Genomic DNA, 21,262 nt, shown 5'->3' with positions numbered 1-21,262 from the left:
GGGTCCGGCTAGGGCAGCAGCTTCTCCAGGGCGGCGGGTCCCTCCGCCGCCAGCTTGCGCTTGGCCCACTCGATGGTGTGCGGGGTGAGGTCCTTGCCCGAGGCGAGAACCAGGTCCTCCGGCGACACGTCGGTGCCGGTGCGGGCGTGGAGCAGACGGTCCGGGGTGGCGCGGTCCTCGGGCTGCTGGGACGCGGCGGGCTGCGAAGTCGACATGTTCTCTGCTCCTAGGGTCCGGATCGCTGGTGCGGCCCCGGTGCTGAAACGGGTCCGATATCACCATTCCCCGCGGGAGCGCGGCGTGCATCCGGAGAGGGCGGACCCGGCCCCGCCGGACCCCGTGCACCCCGTTCGGCCGCTCACCGATGTCGCGTCGGCGCACCACGGGTCACGGTGGGGACACGTGTCCCTGCGAACGACAGAAGCTCTACCCATGCGCACACGTGTGACTGCCGCGGCCGGCCTGGCCTGCGCCGCCCTGCTGGCCTTCGCCGGTACGGCGAGCGCGGACGACGGCCCCGTCGGTATCGCCGCCAACAACCCCGGCGTCCTCTCCGGCAACGTCATCCAGATCCCGATCGACATCAACGCCAATATCTGCGGGAACACGATCAACGTGATGGGTCTCCTGAACCCCGCGTTCGGCAACGAGTGCCAGATCAAGGACTGACGTACCGGTCGTACGGCGCCGCCGGCGGCGGCCCGCGCGGGTTCGCGGGCCGCCGCCGGCCGCCGTTGTCAGGGCCCTCCGGGCGGGCGGGGCGCGAGCACCAGCATCGTGACGTCGTCCCGCACGTCCGGGCAGTGCCCCACGAGGTCGGTCCAGACCCGCTCGGCCAGCGCGACCGGGTCCTCGGCGGCGAGGCCCGGCAGCCGGTCGACCAGCGGATAGAAGACCCCGTCGGCGTCCCTGGCCTCGGTGACGCCGTCGGAGGCGAGGAAGAGCCGGTCACCGGCCCTCAGCGGCACCGAGACGACCCGCGGCGGAGCGGCCTCGGTGAGGCTGAGGCCGAGAGGCGCGCACGGCTCGACGTCCAGCTCCACGACCCGCCCGCCCCGCAACAACAGCGGTCCGGCCTGCCCGCACGCCACGATCCGCACCAGCCGGGCGTCGGCGGAGAAGTCGAGCAGCACCGCCGTGGCGAACAACTCGGCGTGCGGCTCGCCCGCCGAGTCCACCGCCAGCCTCCGGTCGAGCCGGGCCGCCACGGCCTCCGGGTCCGGCTGGTCCAGCACCGCCTCCCGGAAGGCACCCAGCAGCGACGCGACCGTCGCGACGGCCGACAGCCCGTGCCCCTGCACATCGCCCATGACGGCCCGTACACCGTAGGGGCCCGCCCGTACGTCGAAGAAGTCGCCGCCGACCAGCGTCCCGCTCTGCGCGGCCCGGTACAGACCCGCGCAGCGCACCGGCCCGACGCGCTCCGGCAGAGGCGGCACGACCGCCCGCTGCGCGGCCTCGGCGACGGCCCGCTCGGTGACCAGTTGCGCGTCCCGCCTGGTGCGGACGTACGACAGCAGCACACTCAGCACCGAGACGAAGCACACGGTCAGCAGGTCGGTGCTGCCGGGATTGTCGAGGTTGAAAACGGGCACGGTCAGCACGACCACCACCAGCGCGCCGAGCACGGCCGTCATCACCGGTCCGTGCGCCAGCACGGCCAGGGGCGGGATGGCGCCCAGCAGGAAGCCGATGTCGAGGGGCTTCGGACTGATCAGCTCCGCCGCGCACACGCCCGCCAGCAGTGCCGACGGCAGCACCCGGGCCCAGCCGGGCGGCCGCGCGGCGCCGCGCAGCCAGCCCCGCCGGTCCGGGTCCCGGCGCGCAAGCCGGCCGCGCACACTGTTCATCCCACCACGCTGCTACGCCCGACCGGCCGCCGCACGCCGGGCCCGCGCCGCCGCAGGCCGTCGTGGTCCGCCGAGGTCCTGGAACGGCGCGAGCGTCAGCCTGATGCCCGTGGGAGCCGTGCCCTGGATCGGAGCGCTTTCGGACCACGCTGCGGCACGGATGCCGCGGACGGGCGCCGCCCTCGCCGACCCGGTCTCTTTCGCGGAAGTCCCGCCTCTCCCCATCCACTTGAAACACCCTGCATCGCTCGGCCATCGCTCAAGGAGCAGTCGAGCCGGGCCGGGAAAAGCGATGGACGGCCCGTCGGAGACCCCGTAGCGTGTGGCGCGCCACGCCCCTGAGACCTGTGGAAGGAGGGCAGAGCCGTGCAGTTCACCCCGTACCCGCGCTCCCTCCCCCTTGTCCCGGCGTGCCTCGACTGACCGACCGGGAGCGCTCTGAGCAGCAGCCTGCGTCCCGGAGGACATCCCATGACCGATCCGGTCATCCGCGCGCTCGACACGAGCGACGCCGAACTCTTCGACACCCTGCCCGACCCGCTGGGCGCCCGTGAGGGCCACCGGCTGACCCGGCACCGCCCCGACTGGAAGCGGGTGGCCCTGCGCGACGGCCGCGTCGTCGCACGCGGCGCCTGGTGGGGCGGGCCCGACGACACCCAGCCCGTCAACCTCAACTGGTTCGACGTGGCCGAAGGCGAGGCGGAAGCGGGCGCCGCCCTCCTGCGCTCCGCCCCCTGGCAGGTCGAGCTGGAGCTGAACCTGCCCGCCGGCTGGCGCGACGACCCGGAACTGCGCGCCGCCGCCGAGACCCGCCTCACCGCCGCCCGGAAGGCCGGTTACACCCTCCTGGTCGAGCGCCTCCTGTACCGCTGGACCCCGGAGCGCGGCCTGCCCGAGCGGCCCGGGCGCCTGGAGTTCCGCGCCGAACCGGACAACGCCGTGTTCTTCGACGCGCTGCGCCGCATCCACTCCGTCACCCTGGACGCCCATGCCCTCAAGGCCATCGAGCAGGGCGGACTCGACCAGGCGGCTCGGGAGGAACTCGACTTCTTCCACTGGTGCCCCTCGCCCCGCGCGTGGTGGCAGGTGGCGTACACCCCGCAGGGCGAGACGGCCGGCATCCACATCCCGGCCCACAACCCGTCCGGCCCCTGCATCGGCTTCATCGGCGTCCTGCCCGATCAGCGCGGGCACGGCTACGCCTACGACCTCCTGGCCGAGTGCACCCACTTCCTCGTCGAACAAGGGGCGGAGTTCGTCGCCGCGGCCACGGACCAGGGCAACTTCCCCATGGCGGCGAACTTCGCCAAGGCCGGCTACCCGGTGGTGAGGGAGCGGCTCAACTTCGACCCGGCGCGGTAAGGGAGCCGTCGCCGGGGGACGTCGCCTGGCTAGTGTCCCGCGCCGGAAGTTCCTAGGTAGTTCCCGCTGAGCTGCGGACGGTCAACGCCCCTGGTCGGCGGCGAGAATCCGACCGCCGAGACGAGACAGATCTACCGACGGATTTCTGGCGCAGCACACTCGGACCCGTCGTTCAGCAGGTCCTGGACCGCCGTGAGGATCTCCGTCACCCGCAGCCCGAACGCCGCGTCACAGGCATGCGGGCGGCCGGTCCGGGCGGCGTCGAGCAGGGCGTCCGCGGCCCGCATCAGCGCGGGCACCGCTCCGTCGGCGCTGTCGGGAAGCACCGCGACCCCCGCATTCCCCCGCAGCTCCACGGCGGCACCGGCAGCGGCGGCCGGTGCCGTCAGGCTCAGGGTCAGAGTGCTCGACGCGCCCCCCGAGTGGTCGAGGACGAGATGGGACGTGTCGCCGGGCCCGTACACCGCCGCCGTCACACGCCGCACGTCGCCGAGGACCGGCAGCAGCACGGACAGGGCGTGCGGGCCGACGTCCCACAGAGCGCCCTTCTCCCGCCGCCACGGCGTCGCGAAGGGACTGTCCCCGGAGAACACCGCCCCGAGCCACTCGGCCCGCCCCGTGAACCAGCCCGGCACCGCGGCCTGCTCGGCGATCCACGCCGCCGGCTCGGGCTGGAAGCGCGTCGTGAAGAACACGGCCGAGGCGACACCGGCCTCCTCGGCCGCCTCGACGACCGCCCGCCCCTGCTCCACCGTCGGCGCGAGCGGCTTGTCCAGCAGCAGATGGCATCCGGCCCGTGCCGCCCGCGCGGCGAGCCCGGCCTGTACCTCCGGCGGCAGCGCCACGGCCACGGCGTCCACGTCGGCGAACAACGCGTCGACGTCGTCGTACGCCCGCACGCCGTGTCGCTCGGACAGTTCCTCGGCGGCCTCCGGACGGCGGCCCCACACCCCGGCGAAGTCCAGCCCGTCGTGCCCGCTCAACGCGGGTGCGTGAGCCATCCGCGCCCAGGGTCCGGTGCCGAGCAGTCCTATCCGCATGCCGCCGCCTCTCCACGCTGCCAGGACGAAGAGCGTGCCACACGACAGCGGCGGGGGCGGGTTCGAGCCCCCGCGTTGGGCGGCCTCGAGGGGACGGTTCCGGACCGTCGGGCTCCGCTGCTCAGCTCTCCGAGCTGATGTTGACCATCCAGGGGACGCCGAAGCGGTCGGTGCACATGCCGAACACGTCGCCCCACATCTGCTTCTCCAGCGGCACCGACACCGAGCCGCCCTCGGACAGCTTCTCCCAGTAGCCGCGCAGCTCGGCGTCATCGTCGCCGCTCAGGCTCACCGAGTAGGAGCTGCCCTGCTCGGACTCCATGCCCGGCGGGTTGTCGGCGCCCATCAGGGTGAAGCCGCCGGTGGTTTCCAGCATGCCGTGCATGATCTTGTCGGCGTTCGGAGCGTCCGCCTGCCCGAAGTCTCCGTAGCTGTTGAGGGCGAGCGTGCCGCCGAAGACCTCCTTGTAGAACTCCATCGCCTGCCGGGCGTCACCGTTGAAGCTGAGGTACGGATTGAGACGCGAGACCATGAGAACCTCCCAGAAAGGGGCAAAGGGTCGTTTTCGCGCAGCGTAGCGCCGGGCACCGGCAACGGCTCGTCGAGTGTGCCGCGCCCGGATCGGTGCGACGGGCCGCAGCGGCCGGTGCCCTTCCCCAACTGCCCTGTTACCGTGCTCTCTTGAGCGGAGGGGGAGGCGGCGGCTCATGACATCCACCGTCCGCGTCGGCGGAGATCTGGAGGTACGCCGGCTCGGCTTCGGCGCGATGCACCTGCCGACCGGACCGGGCCCCGACCGGGAGAACGCCCTCGCGGTCGCCCGGCGGGCCGTCGAACTGGGTGTCACCCTGATCGACACGGCGCATCTGTACGGCGGCGGAGCCAATGAGGAACTCCTCGCGGAGGCCCTGTACCCCTACCCGGAGGGTCTGCTGATCACCACCAAGGTCGGTGTCGCGCGGACCGGCCCGGGCGGCGACTGGAAGCTCGACGGACGGCCCGAGATCCTGCGCGACCAGGTCCGGCAGGCGCTGCGGCGGCTGCGGACCGAGCGGATCGAACTGCTCCAGCTGCACCGCGTCGACCCCGACACCCCGCTCACCGACCAGCTCGGCACCCTGCGGGAGCTCCAGACCGAGGGCCTGGTCGGCCGGATCGGGCTGTCGGAGGTCACCGCCGACGAGCTGCGACGGGCCAGGGAGCTCATCGACGTCGCGAGTGTGCAGAACCGCTACAACCTCCTCGACCGGGAGCACGAGCCGGTGCTGGACGCGTGCGCGGCGGCCGGGATCGCCTTCCTGCCGTGGCGGCCCGTGGCCTGGGGCAAGACCGGGACCGAGGGGGAGATCGCCGCCGTCGCCGCCGAGCTCGGGGCCACGCCCACGCAGGTCGCGCTGGCCTGGCTCCTCGACCGTGCGCCGGTCGTCCTGCCGATTCCCGGTACGGCCCGGATCCGGCACCTGGAGGAGAACCTCGCCGCGGCCGACCTGAGGCTGACGCCTGCCCAGCGCGACCGCCTCGACCGGTTGGCGAAGGGGGCCGCACGGGCCGGAGCGGACTGACCGTCCGGGCCCGCCGTACCGAGGCTCACGCCTCCTCGGACGCCCCGCTGTTCCAGTCGTACGGGCCGCCGCCCCGCCACTCGATCAGCTGGGTGTCGTCGACGGCCGTGTCGGCCGTGGGAAGGCCCTCGCGGTGCAGCAGGTCCAGCACGTCGAAGAGGCTGTAGGCGACGCCCATGCGCTCGCCGTGGATGGTCACCAGCCGTCCGCCGTCCGTCGCGGGCGGCTGCACGACCACAGGGGGTTGACCGTCCATAGCCCCACCATGCTCCCGAAACGTCCGGTTCGCAGCTCGGTGACGTCCGGAAGCGTTACGCACCCCGTACCGGGGCCCGCCGCCGGGGCGCGCTGTGCGCCGGTGACAAGGCGCGATCCGGAAGCTGAGTTCTCATCAGCAATGGCTGAGAGCGGCGGCGGCGCCGCCCTAGCGTCCGTGGCATGGACATGAACTACATGAACCGTATGCGGAGAGGGAAGTGGTGCGGTGCCGTGCTGGCGGTGCTGCTGACCACCGGGACACTCACGGCCGCCGCCCCCGGCGCCCAAGCCGACGGGACGCGCACCGAGACGCCGGTGCGATCGACCTCACCGGTGACCGGGGTGACCGAGTCGGTGGTGCGGGTGAAGGTGCCGCTGCCGGAGTCGGCCGGGGCCCGTCCGGCGGCGTGCGACTGGCTGTCGTACCTGCGCTACCGCTCCGCCGACGGGCCGGCCGCCTCGGCCGACGCGGACCGCGTCCTCATCGCCCAGCCCGGCATCCTCGAAGGGGCCGGCGCCTTCGACAGCGTCGCCCGCAACACCGTCACGAAGGCCGCCCAGCAGGGACTGCACATCGAGTTCTGGGCGCTGGACCGGCGCTCCAACTGCCTTGAGGACCGCACCGGCATCGCCTCCGGCGACCAGCACACCGCTGTCGACTACTACTACCGCGGCAAGCAGGTCGACGGCCGGACCTTCGGCGGCTACCCCGGCAACGCACAACTGGGCTGGATGGCGAAGCTCGGCATCGAGCAGACCGTACGCGACCAGTACGACCTCCTCACCGCCGAGTTGCCCTCCCAGGCGCTCCGCAAGCGGAAGGTGCTGTGCGGCGGGCACTCGCTGGGCGGTGTGATCACCGGCTACTTCGCCGCCGCCGACTTCGACGGCGACCGCGCCACCACGGCGGACGCCGGGTACAACCAGTGCGCCGGCTACTTCGCTCTCGACACGACCGTCTCCACCTCGCTGGCCGACCTCAGCGGGAGCATCCCCGACGACACCAACCTCCCCGACATCGGTCTCGGCCACGGCGTCGTGCAGGCCGGGCTCGACAGCGGAGTGCTGCCGCGCACACTGTCCGCGCCGGTGCTGCTCAACCCCGAGACCATGACCCTGCTCGGCATCGCCGGTCTCGGCGCCCTGAACGACCTGGAGGGCGAGGCCGACCTGCCCCGCTACCTGCCCTCCAACCTCAACATCGAGGCGACCCACCGCTTCCTGTTCGCCAAGGACACCGCGGCCTTCCTCAGCGGCAAGCCCGCGGTGAAGGACTTCCGCCTCACCAACGGAGCCGTGCTCGGGGCGCTGCTGGACGACAACTCCGTGCCGCTGGCGTTCCTGCAAACCAGCGTGGGCTTCTTCGACGGCGGACCGATCGCCGACAAGAGCTTCCCCGTCGCCAACGGCGGTGACGGGCAGACCGGGCCGTACGGCACCGCGTACAAGGCCATCCCCGACAAGCCGAAGGGTCCGCTCTACACCTGGCGCAACTACGACCGGGTCGGTGACGCCGACGACCCGGGGTACCGGTCGGCCGACGGCACCCCGTTCACCGGCGCCGGTGAGGAGGTCACCGACGTGCGGCAACTGGCCCGCAGCCTCGCCGAGCAGCCGCTGGACTTCACCGAGCAGTACTTCCCCACCAAGCTGGTCACGGACATCCAGCTGGCCACCTCCCCGCAGGTGAAGAAGCTCGTCGTCCATCCCGAGGGGCTCAAGGCCAATCCGGTGCTCACCGTGCTCGCCGGTGAGGGACTGCTGGCCGGCCGGGTCCCGGCCGAGCTGCACCCCGTGGTCGCCGACGGCTACCAGCACCTCGACGTCCTGACCGCCGCCCCCGAGCAGAACGACGGCCGGCCGGAACCCGTCTCCACCAGCCTCGCCGGCTTCGCGCGCGCACCGCGCTAGCCGCCCTGCCCGCACGCACGCCCGGGGCCCGGGAGGATCTCCTCCCGGGCCCCTTCGTGTACGGGCGTGGCTCAGAGCCTGCCCGCGGCGAACGTGGCCGCCTCCTCGGCGTCGTCCCGGTAGCTCAGGTGTGCTCCGACGTCGCCCCCGCCGTTCTCGCAGACGGGGTCGCCCTGGGCACAGAGGTCGAGCGTGCGGCCCTGATACGTGCCGGTGACGCTCTTGCCGAGCGCCCGGATCGGGTTGCCGAACAGCAGCACCGCGGCGACCTTCGGCTCGACCGCCGCGGGCAGCGTGGCCACGATGGGGCTGCCGACCACCGCGCCCGCGCTGCTGATGCCGATCGAGTTGTCGACGACGTTCGCGCCCTGCGAATAGCCGACGAGAACGAACTTCTGATTCGGGCAGGCAGCGGCCTGGCTCTTCACATGGTTCACCAGGTCCCGATTGCCCTGCGCCGCGGATGTGGGGGAGAGGTCGGCGGGGTAGTTCACCTTGTAGCTGGACAGGTTCTTGCCCGCTGCCTTCTTCTGCAGCGCGGAATACACCGGGTCGCCGACGATGAAGCCGAGGGTGCCCGGCTCGAAGGTGCCGCGGGCCGCGACGACCTCGACGTCCGAGCAGGCCGCCGCCATGGCCGGGGGAGCCGTGAGGGTGGCGAGTCCGGCCCCGCCGGCCAGCGACAGCGCCGCGAGACACATACGGATACGCATGGGGGATCCTCCGCGTGGGGAGGCGCGTGAAGCGCCTGCGAAAAAGAACGCCCCGAACGTATTCGCTTTCTTCCGCCCCCTGTTATGGACGGGATTATGGAAACGTCGCCGGTTTTTGTCGCCGAATGAGTACGCCGCCTGAATTCAGGCCGTCAGTCCTGTGCCGGGCGCAGTGATTGCGCGCGCAGCGCCAAAATGAGGTCGAGGCGGGTCGCCGGGTCGTGCAGGGTGTCGCCGAAGAGCTTCTCCAGCTGGCGCAGACGGTAACGGACCGTCTGGGGGTGGACGTGCAGCCGCGCGGCGACGTCCGGCACGTTGCTGCCGCTGAGCAGCCAGGCCAGCAGTGTCTCGGCGAGCCGGTCGCGCTGCCCCGCCGACACCGTGTCGAGGGGCGCGAGGACCAGGGCCTGGAGCCGCTCCAGCAGCGGCTCGTCGCCGTACAGCAGCAGCGTCGACAGATGCTCGGAGCAGCGCACCACGCCCTGGCGGGGGAGCACCCCACGCCCCATCAGGCCGAGCGCCCGGGTGGCCAGGCGCAGCGACTGCGCGGCCTCGGTGACCGCGACCGCCGGACCGATCGCCGCGGGCCGGCCGCGCAGCGCGAGTGTGAACGCCCGGCCGCCGATGCCGCCCGGGCCGTCCGGTTCGGGCACCAGCATGCGCGGCGGACGGGACCCCATGTCCACCAGGGCGCCCGACGCCGCCAGCGGCCGGTCCTCCTCCCGCCGGTCCGGCGCCGCCGCGAGCGCCACGACCGCGACCGTGCGGGGCACCTGCCAGCGCGCGCTGTGTGCCAGGTCCTGCACGGCCTCCAGCGCCACCGGCCCGTCCTCCAGGAGCAGGTCGAGCAGGCGCTTGCGGCGGCGCTCCAACTCGTCGGAGCTGCGCAGCTGGGCCTCGGCGTACCCGGAGGCGGCCGCCTGGGCCACCTCGTGCACGGTCCGGAACGCCAGCTCCCCCAGTCCGGCCACGACCGTGGAGTCCAGCCCGAGTTCCTCCGCGGTGCGGCTCATCTGCCGCCAGGCGCACATACCGCCGACCCGCAGCGCGGACTGCAGGGCGTCAAGGCTGCGTCCCTCCAGGGCCTCACCCCGCCCGAGTTCGTGGTACGTCGCCGCGATCGCGTCCCCGTCGTCGCGCGGATCGGCGATGTGGTCGACGAACAGGGTCAGCGCCTGCACCACCCCCGACCGCAGCGCTTGGCGGTACGTACCGTCGGCGGGCCGGGCGTACTCGGGGACCTGGCGGCGGACCTCCTCCTCCACCTGGTCGGCGACGGCCGCCAGATCGGCGCGCAGCACCTTCGCCAGCTCAGGGGGGAACTGTGGCGCGGTGGTGGGGCGGTCCGGCACGCCGTGCGGGGTGGGCACAGCCATCACGGACACTCCTTTCGACCGGAAGCGGCTCACCCGCGGGCTGTCGCCCGTGGGACGAGTGGGAAGTCCTGTGTTGGACGGACGACCCCTCCGCTGCGTTCCGTGCCCCGACGGCACCCCCGTCACTCCGGCACACCCAGCCCACGGGCGAGGATGGGCCACGAGGCGGCGAACTCCGGCTTCCAGTGTGTCCAGTCGTGCCCGCCGCCCCCGTAGAAGTGCGTGGTGGCCGGGATCCTCAGCAGGGACAGCGTGCGGGCGAAACCCTGGGCGGAGGGCCACAGGGCGCTCTCCAGGATCCCCGGGAGCGGATCGCCGCCGTTGCCCACCCCGCTGCCCTGCGAGACGTACAGGGCGGTGCCGCGCAACCCGGTGGCGCGGGCGCGCGGGTTGAAGTCCCGCCAGGTCAGAAGGTTGAGCAGCGGATTGCCCCACAGGGACGCGGCCGGCAGGTTCTCGCGGGCCACGATCGCGTCCATGATGACCGGAACACCGGGGGCGGTGGTGTCCAGGATGCCGCTGTAGGAGGCCGCAGCGGCGAACGCCCCGGGGTGGCGGGCCGCGTGGGCCATCGCCCCGTAGCCGCCGGTGGAGACCCCGGCGACCGCCCGGACGCCGGAGGCCCGGTAGTCCCGGGCGAGCAGCGCCGGCACCTCCTTCACCTGGAACGTCTCGTAGTCCGGGCCGCCGCGCCAGACGCTCGGGATGCCGGTGGGACCCGCGTCCGGCATCGCCACGATCAGGTCGCGGCCCGCGGTGAACGCCTCGATGTCCGTCTCGCGGGTCCAGGACGTGTAGTCGTCATGAGCGCCGTGCAGCAGGTACAGCACGGGGTACCTCTTCTCCGGGCGCGTACCGAAGTCCGACGGCAGGATCAGCCGGACCGGCGCGCTGCGGCCGAGGGCGACGGAGGGCACGGACACGTCCAGTGTGCGCGGCCCGAGCCGCCCGGTCGCCCGGGCAGGGGCGGCGCCGGCCGTGGCCCCCAACAGGGCGGCGAGACCGGCGGCGGTCGCTCTGGCGAGGGTGCGGCGGGACACTCCGGCAGCGGGCCGGTGCGGCAGGTCGGGCATGACGGCTCCTCGGGTTCCGGGGTCAGAGGGCCGGCTCGGCGAGCAGGCGGCTCAGATGGGTGGCGATCGCGTCGACGTGCGGCGGATCGAGCAGCGACAGATGGTGACCGGGCACCGGCACCACCTCCAGACGGGGGCACACCTCGTCCCAGCCCAGCGCCGGGTCGTCCCGCTCGTACGCCGGGTCGCGCACGGTGTGCGGCGCGGGTTCGGCGGCCCGGTAGAGGACGACCGGCCCGCCGTGGACGCCGGGACGGTGAGCCTCTCCGACACCCATGTCCAGGTAGGAGGCCCGCTGGTGCTCCAGCGCGGCGGACGGCACGTCGGCGGCCTCGCGCAGGGCCCGCAGCACGGTGTCGATCCGGTCCGCGTCGTCGTCCATGGCCACGAGCTCGTCGTACGGCAACTCCAGCCGCACACCGTAGGCGTCGGCGACATGGCGGGCGAAGCCCTCGAAGTGCGCCCGGATCCGATCGGCCCGCGTGAGGCCCGGGAGGGGGAGGGGCCGCACGGAGTCGATGAGCACGACCAGCGGCACCTCCCGCCCGGCGGCGCTCAGTTGCCGCGCGGTCTCCTGGGCGACGAAACCGCCGAAGGACCAGCCGCCCAGCAGGCAGGGCCCGTCCGGGTGGGCGGCGTTGATCGCCTCGGCGTAGCGCCGCGCCTTCTCGGGCACGGTCCGGGCCTCCTCGATCCGCTCCAGCCCGTACACCGGCTGGTCGGCGCCGAGACGCTCGGTGAGCGCCCGGTAGACGGTGACGGGCCCGCCGGCGGCGTGGACGAGGAACAGCGGGGGCCGCGTGCCGGTGGCGCGCAGCGGCCGCACCGGGGTGTCGTCCCGGGGGAGGGCGCCCTCGACACGGGTGGCGGCGTCCTCGACGGTGACGGCGGCGAACAGCTCCCGCAGGGGCAGTTCGATGCCGAACTCGCGCTCCACCGCCGTGCGCACCCGGACCGCCATCAGCGAGTCCAGACCGAGGTCGGCCCATGCGGTGCCCGGGGTGATACGGGCGGGGGAGTGGCCCGTGACGGCGGCGATGTGGTGGGTCAAACGGGTCAGGACCGAAGAAGGCTCGCTCGCCGCGGCAGGAGGTTCCTCCGGCAGCGGCTCCGAGCCCGCCCCCCGGCCGTCCGTCCACCAGTGCCGTACGTGCCGCCACCGGGGCAGCGGCAGGTCGATGACCCGCCCCGGCGGCACGGGCAGCCGCTGTCCCGCCGCGTACAGGGCACCCACCTGCCCGGCGAACGCCTCCGATCCGTCGGCGTCCCGGCGCAGGGTGGCCAGGGCGAGGGCGCCGGGTACGGTGTCGGCGACGGCGCCGGTCAGAACCGGGTGGGGGGAGATCTCGACGAAGGCCGTGTGACCGTCGGCCGCGGCCGAGGCGACGGCCCGGTCCAGCCGCACCGGCCGACGCAGGTTGGCCGCCCAGTGCGCGGCGTCGAAGAGGCAGTCTCCGCGCGGGTCGTCGAGGACCGTGGAGAGGACCGGGACACGCGGCCGCCGTCCCCGGATCCCCGACAGCGCGTCCATCAGCTCCGGCAACAGCCCGTCCACCTGCGGGGAGTGCCCGGCGCCGACGACCCGCATGGCCCTGGCCGCCCGGCCCTGCCCCTGCAGCCGGCGCACGAGCGCGGCCACCGCCGCCTCCTCGCCGGTGACGACCTTCTGCCGGGGGGAGGAGTGCACGGCCACCTGTACCTCAGGGAAGTCCCGTTCCAGGGCGTCCAGTTCGGCTTCGTCCAGCTCCACCACGGCCATCGCTCCGCCGCGCAGACCACTCAGCAGCCGAGCCCGTACGGCGATGACACGCGCCCCGTCCGCCACGTCCAGCGCACCCGCGCACACCGCCGCCGCCACTTCACCCATGGAGTGGCCGATCACGGCGGCCGGCTCGACCCCGTGGGACCGCCACAGCTCGGCGAGCGCCAACTGCACCCCGAACAACACTGGTTGGGCCACTTCGAGACGGTCGAGACCCTCACCCGAGGCCAGCCGGTCGTAGAGGGACAGGCCGCACTCCGGGGCGAGCTGCGGGTCGAGCTTCTCCACGGCGGCGGCGAACGCGGGCTCTTCGGCCAGCAATCGGCGCCCCATGCCGGGCCACTGGCTGCCGTAGCCGGAGAAGACCCACACCGTGCCCCGCCCGACGCGGTCGCGGTTCCCGGTCGTCACCCGCGTGTCGGGGTGTCCGGCCGCCAACGAGTCCAGGGCGTCGGCCAGTTCGGCGCGGTCGCGGGCGACCACGGCGGCGCGCACCGGCCCCCGGCCCGTGCGCCCGGCCAGGGTCCGGGCCACGTCCGCGGGATGCGCGGCGCTGTCACGCAGCCGGGCCGCGAGCCGGCCCGCCGTGTCGCGAAGGCGCTCGGCGTCGACGTCGGAGAGCAGATGCAGGCGGGTGGCCGGCTCCTCGGCCGGGCGGACGGGAGCCAGGCCGGGCGGCCCTTCCTCCAGCACCACATGGGCGTTGGTCCCGCCGAACCCGAAACCGGAGACGCCCGCGACGGCCGTGCCACCGTAGCGGGGCCAGGGCTCCGGCTCGGTCACCACCCGCAGCCGGGCGTCGGCGAGCGAACTGCCCCGCTCGCAGTGCAGGGACGGCGGGATGGCGTCATGGTGCAGGGCCAGCACGGTCTTCACCAGGCCGGCGACACCCGCCGCGGACTCCAGATGACCGAGGTTGCCCTTGGCGGAACCCAGCAGCAGCGGCTGGTCGGGGTCGCGGCCCGCGCCGAGCACCGCGCCGAGCGCACCCGCCTCGATCGGGTCGCCCAGCGGGGTGCCGGTGCCGTGGGCCTCCACGTAGTCGACGTGCTCGGTGGCGAGCCCGGCCTGCCTGTACGCCCTCTCCAGCAGCGCCCGCTGGGCGGCCGGATTGGGCGCCATGAGGCCGTTCGAGCGGCCGTCGGAGTTGACGGCGCTGGCCCGGATGACGGCCAGCACACGGTCACCGTCCCGCTCGGCGTCGGACAGCCGCTTCAGGATCACGGCCGCGCAGCCCTCGCCGCGCCCGATGCCGTCGGCCGCCGCCGAGAACGGCTTGCAGCGCCCGTCCGGCGCGAGGGCGCCGGCCCGGCCGAAGGCGACGGTGACGGCGGGGGACAGCAGCAGGTTGACGCCCGCGGCGATCGCCGTGTCGCTCTCGCCCGTGCGCAGGCTGACGCAGGCGTGATGCACGGCGACCAGCGAGGAGGAGCAGGCCGTGTCGACGGCCAGGCTCGGCCCCCGGGTGTCCAGGACGTAGGCGAGCCGTCCGGCGGCGACGCCGAGCGCACCGCCGGCGGGCGCCCAGGGATCGACGGCGGCCGGGTCGGCGCCCGTCAGCTGCCCGTACTCCGGCGCGGAGATGCCCACGAACACGCCCGTGGCGGTGCCCGCCAGGGACCCGGCCGGCACGGCGGCGTGGTCGAGCGCCTCGTGGACGACCTCCAGCAGGATCCGCTGCTGGGGATCCATCACCGCGGCCTCGCGCGGGGTGACGCGGAAGAAGTCCGCGTCGAACCCGGCGATGTCGTCGAGATAGCCGCCGTAGGGGTGCGTGTCGGCGGGCGGGAACGCGGTGAAGTCGCGCCAGCGGTCCTCCGGGACGCGCCGGATCGCGTCGACGCCCTGGGTGAGCAGACGCCAGTAGCCGTCCGGGCCGTGCGCCCCGCCGGGCAGGCGGCAGCCGACCCCGATGACCGCCACCGGCTCGGCCGCAGTGCCCGGCACCTCGGGACGCGACGCCGACGCCACCCCGGTCCCGGCGCCCTCCGGATCGCAGAGGCGCGTCACCAGGGCGTCCCCGGTGGGCGCCTCCCACAGCAGCGTCGTCGGCAGCTCACGGCCCGTGGCCCGGGACAGCTCACCGGCCAGGGCGACGGCGTCGCGGGAGGCCATGCCGAGGTCCGCGAGCGGCCGGTCCATCGGCACGTCCTGCGGGGACGCGCCGGTCCAGGCGGCCACCCGCTCGGCGATCAGCCGGCGCAGCGCGGTCTCGTCGACGTGCCTCATCCCGCGGCACCCGCCCGGTCCTGCTCCCCGTAGGCGCCCTCGAGATACCGGGCGCGGGTCAGCGCCCGGGACACCTTGCCGCTGGAGGTCCGTGGCACCGTGCCCGGCGGCACCAGGACCACATCGGCCAGCCGCAGCCCGTGCCTGGCCGAGACGGCACCGCGCACCGCATGCACCAGAGCCGCCACGTCCAACTCGGCGAGCCGCACCGTCCGGGCGTGCTCCGCCACCACGACCGCACGCTCGCCACCGGCGCCACCCGGCACGGCGAACGCGGCCAGCCGGTCCCGACGCACCGCCCCGTGCGCCTCCTGGGCCGTCGCCTCGACGTCCTGCGGGTAGTGGTTGCGCCCGTCGACGATGATCAGATCCTTCAGCCGTCCCGTGACGACCAACTGCCCTTCCAGCACCGTTCCCAGGTCCCCCGTGCGCAGCCAGCGTCCCGGCCCGGCCGCGGGGTCCGCGAACTGCGCGCCGAAGACCTCCTGCGAGTCCCGGTTGCGGTAGCCGCGGCCCACGTTCGGCCCCTGCACCCAGATTTCCCCGACCTCGCCCTCCGACAGCGGCACCCGCGTCACCGGGTCGGCGATCCGGACCCGCTGACCCGCCGGGGTGCCGCAGCCCGCCAGCAGCACCGCACGGGGGTCACCGGGAGGGGCGGGCAGGGCCTTTCCGGCCGCCAGGGCGTCCCGGTCGAGCGCGAACCGGCTCAGCGGCTCACCCGGCCGGGCCGCGCACACGAACACCGTGGCCTCGGCCAGCCCGTACGACGGGCAGTGCGTCCCGGGCGCCAGGCCCTGGCCCGCGAACGCCGCGTGGAAACGGTCGGCCGTGCCCGGGCGGACCGGCTCGCTGCCGTTGATCAGCGCGGTCACCTTGTCCAGCCGCAGTCCCTCCTTCTGGTCGGCGGTGACGGTCGCGACGCAGTAGTCGTAGGCGAAGTTGGGCGCGGCGCTCACGGCGTTCGGATGCGCGGCGAGCAGCCGCAGCCAGCGCACCGGCTCGCGCAGGAACGCCGCCGGGTCCATCAGCACCGACAGCTCCCCGCGTACCACCGGGGCCGCGACGCTGAGCACCAGCCCCATGTCGTGGTAGAGCGGCAGCCAGCCCACGCAGGTCATGGGGCGGGTGTCGACGCCGTAGGCGGCCAGCGCCTGGCGGGCGTTGGCAACGACGTTGCCGTGGCCGATCTCCACACCGGCCGGGGCCCGGGTCGAACCGGAGGTGTACTGGAGGTAGGCGGGGGTCCCGGCGTCGGGGGCGGTCGGCTGCCGGTCCCGGCCCTCGTCGTCGGGCACCTCGTCCGCGACGACGATCCGCGGCCCGCCGGACCCGAGGAAGTCCCGCACCTCGTCCCTGGCCCGCCTCGTGGTCACCACGACCGAGGGGCGCGCGTCCGCCAGGATGCCCGCGAGCCGGTCCGCGTGCCCCGGCAGACCCGGCGGATACAGCGGCACGGCGACCAGTCCGGCGGCCAGGGCCGCGAGGAAGGCGGTCACGTACTCCGTGCCCTGCGGGCACAGCAGCGCGACCCGGTCACCCGGATCCGACTCGTTCGAGAGTCGGGCGGCGAGCGCCCGGACCCGCACGTCCAGGCGGCGCCAGGTCAGGGTGCGGTGGACGCCGCGCGAGTGCGGCGTCGGGTGCTCGACGAAGGTGAAGGCCCGGCGCTCGGGGGTGGTTTCGGCCCAGTGCCGTACGTACTCCGGCAGTGTGGGACACGCGGGCGCGAGCGGGGGGCGGCGGCTGTCCATCAGGCGGGGGCTCCTCACGGCGCGGATCGGCCTAGGGGTCGCGAAGGGGCAGAGGGGGGGGCGGCTAGAGGGGGATGTTGCCGTGCCGGCGTTCCGGCATCGGGGCGCGTTTGCCGCGCAGTGCGCGCAGGGCGCGGCAGACCTGCTCCCGGGTCTCGCGCGGTGCGATGACGGCGTCGACATAGCCGCGCTCGGCGGCCAGGTACGGAGTGCCGTGGGTGCTCTCGTAGGCGGAGAGGAGGCGGGCGCGCAGTGCCTCCGGGTCGTCGGACGCGGCGAGTTCACGCCGGTGCAGGACACCCACGGCCCCCTCGGCGCCCATGACGGCGATCCGGGCGGTGGGCCAGGCGAGATTGACGTCGGCGCCCAGGTGCTTGGAGCCCATCACCGCGTAGCCGCCGCCGTACGCCTTGCGTACCACGACCGTTACCTTGGGGACGGTGGCCTCGGCGTAGGCGTACAGCAGTTTCGCCCCGCGCCGGATGATGCCGGCCTGCTCCTGCCGCACCCCGGACAGATAGCCGGGCACGTCGGCGAAGGTCAGCAGCGGGATGCCGAACGCGTCGCAGAACCGCACGAACCGCGCCGCCTTCTCGGACGCGTCGATGTCGAGGACCCCGGCGGAGCGCAGCGGCTGGTTGGCGACGACCCCCACCGAGCGGCCCTCGACGCGAGCCAGGGCGCAGATGATGTTCGGCGCGAACAGCTCCTGCACGACCAGCAGTTCACCGTCGTCGACGACCGCGCGCAGGATGTCCCGCATGTCGTAGGCCTCGCCGAGCCGGTCCGGGACGACCTCGTCGAGCCCGGTCCCGGGTGGAGCGTGCCCGGGGGCGTACTCCGGGGGCCGTTCCAGGTTGTTGGCCGGCAGGTACGACAGCAGGTCCCGCACCGTGTCGAGGGCGTCCTCCTCGTCGGCGGCCAGGAAGTGCGCGTTGCCGTTGACCGTGTTGCTGGTGCGGGCGCCGCCCAGTTCCTCGGCGGTGGTGCGCTCGCCGGTGACCGTCTCGATGACGTCGGGGCCGGTGACGAACATGTGTGAGGCGCCGTCCACCATCACCGTGAAGTCGGTGATCGCCGGCGAGTAAGCGGCGCCGCCCGCACACGGGCCGAGGACGACCGAGATCTGCGGGATCACCCCGGACGCCTTGACGTTGCGGCGCACCAGTTCGGCGTAGAGGGCCAGCGAGGCGACGCCCTCCTGGATGCGGGCGCCGCCGGAGTCGTTCAGGCCGATCACCGGGCAGCCCGTCTTCAGGGCCAGCTCCATCAGGGCGACGGTCTTCTCGCCGAAGGCCTCGCCCATACTGCCGCCGAACACCGTGGAGTCCTGGGCGAAGACGCACACCGGGCGGCCGTCGACCGTGCCGTACCCGGTGACCACCCCGTCGCCGTAGGGGCGACGCGCGTCGTGCCCGGCGGGCCGGGCCCGGACGAACAGGCCGGTCTCGGTGAAGGAGTCCTTGTCCAGGAGCCGTTCGATGCGTTCCCGGGCGGAGAACTCCCCGCGTCTGCGCGGCCCGCCCGGGGCCACCGCCCGCTCCCGGCGGTGCTCCAGGCCGGCGACGCGCTCCGCGGTGCCTCCGGGCGTGCGCGTCACCGTCTCCCCCGGACCGGATGCTGTCACCTCTGTGCTCACAACCACCTCCGAAGTGGTTCTCGAATATGGCAGCGAGGCGGAGGCATGCCCTACGGATCCACGGTCTGTGTGGGGGAGATGAGTCCTCGGACGCGGGGTTTCATCCCCCTGTGACAAGAGGGCTCCCGGGGGCCCGGCACGATTCAGCGGCCCGAGTGCTGAATGTGTTCTCCTTCTTCTATTGGACCCCCGGCCGTGCGGCGTCCAGGCTGGAGTGCACCATCGCCCGACAGCCGGAAGAGGTCACGAACCCATGCACACCCGCCGCATCGGTGACGTCGAGGTCAGCGCGATCGGCCTGGGCGCGATGCCCATGTCCATCGAGGGACGACCGGACGAGGAACGCTCCCTCACGACCATCCACGCCGCCCTCGACCGCGGTGCGACCCTGATCGACACCGCGGACGCCTACCACCGCGACGCCGACGAGGTCGGTCACAACGAGACCCTGATCGCCAAGGCCCTCGCCTCCCACGACCGCGGCGGCGACGTCCTGGTCGCCACCAAGGGCGGCCACCTCCGCCCCGGCGACGGCAGCTGGACGCTCGACGGCAGCCCCCGCCACCTCAAGGCGGCCTGCGAGGAGTCCCTGCGCCGGCTCGGCGTCGAGGCCATCGGCCTCTACCAGTTCCACCGCCCCGACCCGCGCGTCCCCTACGCCGAGTCCATCGGCGCGATCCGGGACCTGCTGGACGAGGGCAAGATCCGCATGGCCGGCATCTCGAACGCGGACCCCGAGCAGATCCGGCAGGCGAACGAGATCCTCGGCGGCCGTCTGGTCTCCGTGCAGAACCAGTTCTCCCCGGCCTTCCGCTCCAGCGAGCCGGAGCTGCGCCTGTGCGACGAACTCGGCATCGCCTTCCTGCCCTGGAGCCCCCTCGGCGGAATCTCCAGGGCCGGCGAACTGGGCTCGGGTCACGCCCCCTTCGCCCGCATCGCCGACGCGCACGGCGTCAGCCCCCAGCGCGTGTGCCTGGCCTGGATGCTCGCCAAGTCGCCCGTGGTGGTCCCGATCCCGGGCGCGAGCAGGCCCGAGACCATCCGCGACTCGCTCGCCGCCACCGACCTCGTCCTGAGCGCCGAGGAACTGGCGGAGCTGGACGCCGCCTGAGCGGACCACTGAGCGGACCACGAGACCCGGGGACGGCCGCGCGCCGCCCCGGGTCTCGCGCTGTCGACGAGGAAGCGCCGGCTGTACCTCCCGGCGACCGCCGCACCCCTTCGCCGCCGCCCACCGGCTGTCCACCGTCGGCTCGCCCGAGACCCCGCACGTCCGATCGATTCTCGTCACATCCGCCTCAGGTGAGGAAAAGGTGTGAATGTTTACGTGCGGTTCGGGCATACGCAGCGAAAAGAGAGAGGGGCGCTTACGTGCTTGTACCGGACCGGAAGATCGTCAGGGAGCTGCTGACGCGGTACGCGTCGCTGAGGATCGCACAGTCGGAGAGGCACGTGCCGACGGCGGCACGCGAGCTGGAGGACGTCAGCTACACGCTGTGCGTGATGATGGGGACGTCCGACATAAGCGACGCCATCGCCAAGGCTGACGTCCTGCTGCTCACGGAGGGGCGGCCCGACGCCGCCGACGCGGACGGGGAGAACGGCCTGAAGCTGGTCGGCTGACAGCAGGAGAAGCCCGGCACGGACCGGGCGGCGCGCCTCGGCGGCCCCTAGGAAGGGGCCGCCGAGGCGCGCCGCCCGTGGAACGCCGTGCGGTACGCGTACGGCGTGGTGCCCACCACCTTGCGGAACCGCTCCCGGAACGCGGTCGGTGAGCCGAACCCCGTCTGGCGTGCGATCCGCTCGACGGAGTGGTCGGAGCTCTCCAGCAGGTACTGGGCGCGGCGCACCCGCGCCCGCAACAGCCACTGCAGCGGTGTGGTGCCGGTCTGCTCGCGGAAGCGGCGGCTGAAGGTCCGCTCGCTCATCCCGGCCCGCGCCGCCAGCGCACCCAGCGTCACCTCGTGCGCCAGGTTGTCCTCGATCCACTCGAGCAGCGGTTCCAGCGCCGAGCCCCGGGGCACGGGCGGATGCTCGTGCACGATGAACTGGGCCTGCCCGCCCTCCCGCTCCAGCGGCATGACCGACATGCGGGCGATGTTCGCCGCGACGGCCGACCCCAGGTCCCGCCGGATCATGTGCAGGCACAGATCCAGCGCGGCGGCCGCCCCGGCCGAGGTGAGGATCCGGCCGTTGTCGACGTACAGTACGTCCGCCTCGACCTCGACCAGCGGGAAGCGGCGGGCCAGCTCGCCGGCGGCCACCCAGTGCGTGGTCGCGCGCAGACCGTCCAGCAGCCCGGCCTCCGCCAGCACGAAGGCGCCGACGCACACCGAGGCGATCCGGGTGCCGGCCTCGGCCGCCTCCCGCAGGGCCGCCAGCACCCGCGCGGACGGCGGCGCGCCGTCGGGGGAGCAGCCCGGCACGATGATGGTGTCCGCCTCCGCCAGCGCTTCCAGACCCCGCTCGATCCGCAGGGTGAAGCCCCCGTCCGCGCGCACCTCGGGTGTCTCGGCGCACAGCCGGACCCGGTAGGCGGGCCGCCCGTCCGGCAAACGGGTCCAGGCGAACGTCTGCTGGGGCGCCGCCATGTCGAACGGCACCACATGATCGAGGACAAGGATCGCCACGGAGTGCATGAACGCCACCCTAGGTGCATTCCCGCCAGCCGCGCGGAGCGGGGGCCTGGGCGGTCCGGAACGAGAGGAAGGAGGTCAGGACAGTTGGCGAGAA

Annotated in this window: 18 protein-coding genes; 6 read left to right on the top strand and 12 right to left on the bottom strand. The window is 73.6% G+C overall.

Features of this window, described 5'->3' with window-relative positions; translation table 11 throughout:
• Nucleotides 1-8: 8 nt before the first annotated feature.
• On the bottom strand, nt 9-215 hold the full coding sequence (locus QNO09_RS25885; protein WP_283972647.1) for a hypothetical protein: 207 nt from the start codon (nt 213-215) through the stop codon (nt 9-11).
• Between the two features lie 217 nt (nt 216-432).
• Here QNO09_RS25885 and QNO09_RS25880 point away from each other — a divergent pair, with 217 nt between their 5' ends.
• Nucleotides 433-669 carry a chaplin gene (locus tag QNO09_RS25880; protein WP_283972646.1) on the top strand — a complete coding sequence of 79 codons (237 nt, stop codon included), beginning with the start codon at nt 433-435 and terminating at the stop codon, nt 667-669.
• 68 nt (nt 670-737) lie between these two features.
• Here QNO09_RS25880 and QNO09_RS25875 read toward each other — a convergent pair whose 3' ends face one another.
• Nucleotides 738-1,850, bottom strand: a complete 1,113-nt coding sequence (locus QNO09_RS25875) for a PP2C family protein-serine/threonine phosphatase (RefSeq protein ID WP_283972645.1) — start codon at nt 1,848-1,850, stop codon at nt 738-740.
• A gap of 471 nt (nt 1,851-2,321) precedes the next feature.
• Between QNO09_RS25875 and QNO09_RS25870 the strand changes: the two genes are divergently transcribed.
• Nucleotides 2,322-3,212, top strand: coding sequence for a GNAT family N-acetyltransferase (locus QNO09_RS25870; protein WP_283972644.1), 891 nt, complete (start codon nt 2,322-2,324; stop codon nt 3,210-3,212).
• Nucleotides 3,213-3,343: 131 nt separating this feature from the next.
• Here the strand turns inward: QNO09_RS25870 and QNO09_RS25865 are convergent, their stop codons facing one another.
• Both QNO09_RS25865 and QNO09_RS25860 read right to left on the bottom strand, forming a co-directional pair.
• Complete coding sequence (locus QNO09_RS25865) at nt 3,344-4,252, bottom strand: Gfo/Idh/MocA family protein (protein WP_283972643.1); 909 nt, start codon at nt 4,250-4,252, stop codon at nt 3,344-3,346.
• A gap of 121 nt (nt 4,253-4,373) precedes the next feature.
• Nucleotides 4,374-4,784, bottom strand: coding sequence for a VOC family protein (locus tag QNO09_RS25860; protein ID WP_283972642.1), 411 nt, complete (start codon nt 4,782-4,784; stop codon nt 4,374-4,376).
• A gap of 175 nt (nt 4,785-4,959) precedes the next feature.
• Here QNO09_RS25860 and QNO09_RS25855 point away from each other — a divergent pair, with 175 nt between their 5' ends.
• The gene (locus QNO09_RS25855; RefSeq protein ID WP_283972641.1) at nt 4,960-5,814 is read left to right on the top strand and encodes an aldo/keto reductase; all 855 of its coding nucleotides are present in this window, start codon (nt 4,960-4,962) and stop codon (nt 5,812-5,814) included.
• Nucleotides 5,815-5,839: 25 nt separating this feature from the next.
• On the opposite strand, the gene QNO09_RS25850 is transcribed toward QNO09_RS25855, so the two are convergent.
• Nucleotides 5,840-6,070, bottom strand: coding sequence for a hypothetical protein (locus QNO09_RS25850; protein ID WP_283972640.1), 231 nt, complete (start codon nt 6,068-6,070; stop codon nt 5,840-5,842).
• Between the two features lie 188 nt (nt 6,071-6,258).
• Between QNO09_RS25850 and QNO09_RS25845 the strand changes: the two genes are divergently transcribed.
• Nucleotides 6,259-7,983, top strand: coding sequence for a hypothetical protein (locus tag QNO09_RS25845; protein ID WP_283972755.1), 1,725 nt, complete (start codon nt 6,259-6,261; stop codon nt 7,981-7,983).
• Nucleotides 7,984-8,054: 71 nt separating this feature from the next.
• Here QNO09_RS25845 and QNO09_RS25840 read toward each other — a convergent pair whose 3' ends face one another.
• From QNO09_RS25840 to QNO09_RS25815, 6 genes are all read right to left on the bottom strand, one after another.
• Nucleotides 8,055-8,696 carry a cutinase family protein gene (locus tag QNO09_RS25840; RefSeq protein WP_283972639.1) on the bottom strand — a complete coding sequence of 214 codons (642 nt, stop codon included), beginning with the start codon at nt 8,694-8,696 and terminating at the stop codon, nt 8,055-8,057.
• A gap of 152 nt (nt 8,697-8,848) precedes the next feature.
• The gene (locus QNO09_RS25835) at nt 8,849-10,072 is read right to left on the bottom strand and encodes a PucR family transcriptional regulator (protein WP_283972638.1); all 1,224 of its coding nucleotides are present in this window, start codon (nt 10,070-10,072) and stop codon (nt 8,849-8,851) included.
• A 122-nt stretch (nt 10,073-10,194) separates the two neighbouring features.
• Complete coding sequence (locus tag QNO09_RS25830; protein WP_283972637.1) at nt 10,195-11,145, bottom strand: alpha/beta hydrolase; 951 nt, start codon at nt 11,143-11,145, stop codon at nt 10,195-10,197.
• A 22-nt stretch (nt 11,146-11,167) separates the two neighbouring features.
• Nucleotides 11,168-15,136, bottom strand: a complete 3,969-nt coding sequence (locus QNO09_RS25825) for an acyltransferase domain-containing protein (RefSeq protein WP_283972636.1) — start codon at nt 15,134-15,136, stop codon at nt 11,168-11,170.
• On the bottom strand, nt 15,133-16,890 hold the full coding sequence (locus QNO09_RS25820) for a fatty acyl-AMP ligase (protein WP_283972635.1): 1,758 nt from the start codon (nt 16,888-16,890) through the stop codon (nt 15,133-15,135). The genes QNO09_RS25825 and QNO09_RS25820 overlap by 4 nt, the downstream gene beginning before the upstream one ends.
• A gap of 64 nt (nt 16,891-16,954) precedes the next feature.
• A complete protein-coding gene (locus tag QNO09_RS25815; RefSeq protein ID WP_283972634.1) occupies nt 16,955-18,490 on the bottom strand; it encodes an acyl-CoA carboxylase subunit beta in 1,536 nt (511 codons plus the stop codon).
• Nucleotides 18,491-18,782: 292 nt separating this feature from the next.
• Here QNO09_RS25815 and QNO09_RS25810 point away from each other — a divergent pair, with 292 nt between their 5' ends.
• Entirely contained in the window at nt 18,783-19,640 is an 858-nt protein-coding gene (locus tag QNO09_RS25810) for an aldo/keto reductase (protein ID WP_283972633.1), read from the top strand.
• A gap of 260 nt (nt 19,641-19,900) precedes the next feature.
• Nucleotides 19,901-20,152, top strand: coding sequence for a DUF5133 domain-containing protein (locus tag QNO09_RS25805; protein WP_283972632.1), 252 nt, complete (start codon nt 19,901-19,903; stop codon nt 20,150-20,152).
• Nucleotides 20,153-20,199: 47 nt separating this feature from the next.
• On the opposite strand, the gene QNO09_RS25800 is transcribed toward QNO09_RS25805, so the two are convergent.
• The gene (locus QNO09_RS25800; RefSeq protein ID WP_283972631.1) at nt 20,200-21,168 is read right to left on the bottom strand and encodes a GlxA family transcriptional regulator; all 969 of its coding nucleotides are present in this window, start codon (nt 21,166-21,168) and stop codon (nt 20,200-20,202) included.
• Nucleotides 21,169-21,262: the final 94 nt, after the last annotated feature.

The organism is Streptomyces sp. 378 (assembly GCF_030124145.1).
Lineage (GTDB): Bacteria > Actinomycetota > Actinomycetes > Streptomycetales > Streptomycetaceae > Streptomyces.
Note: the sequence above shows the minus strand (reverse complement) of the source record. Positions and strands in the feature narration are given on the sequence as shown.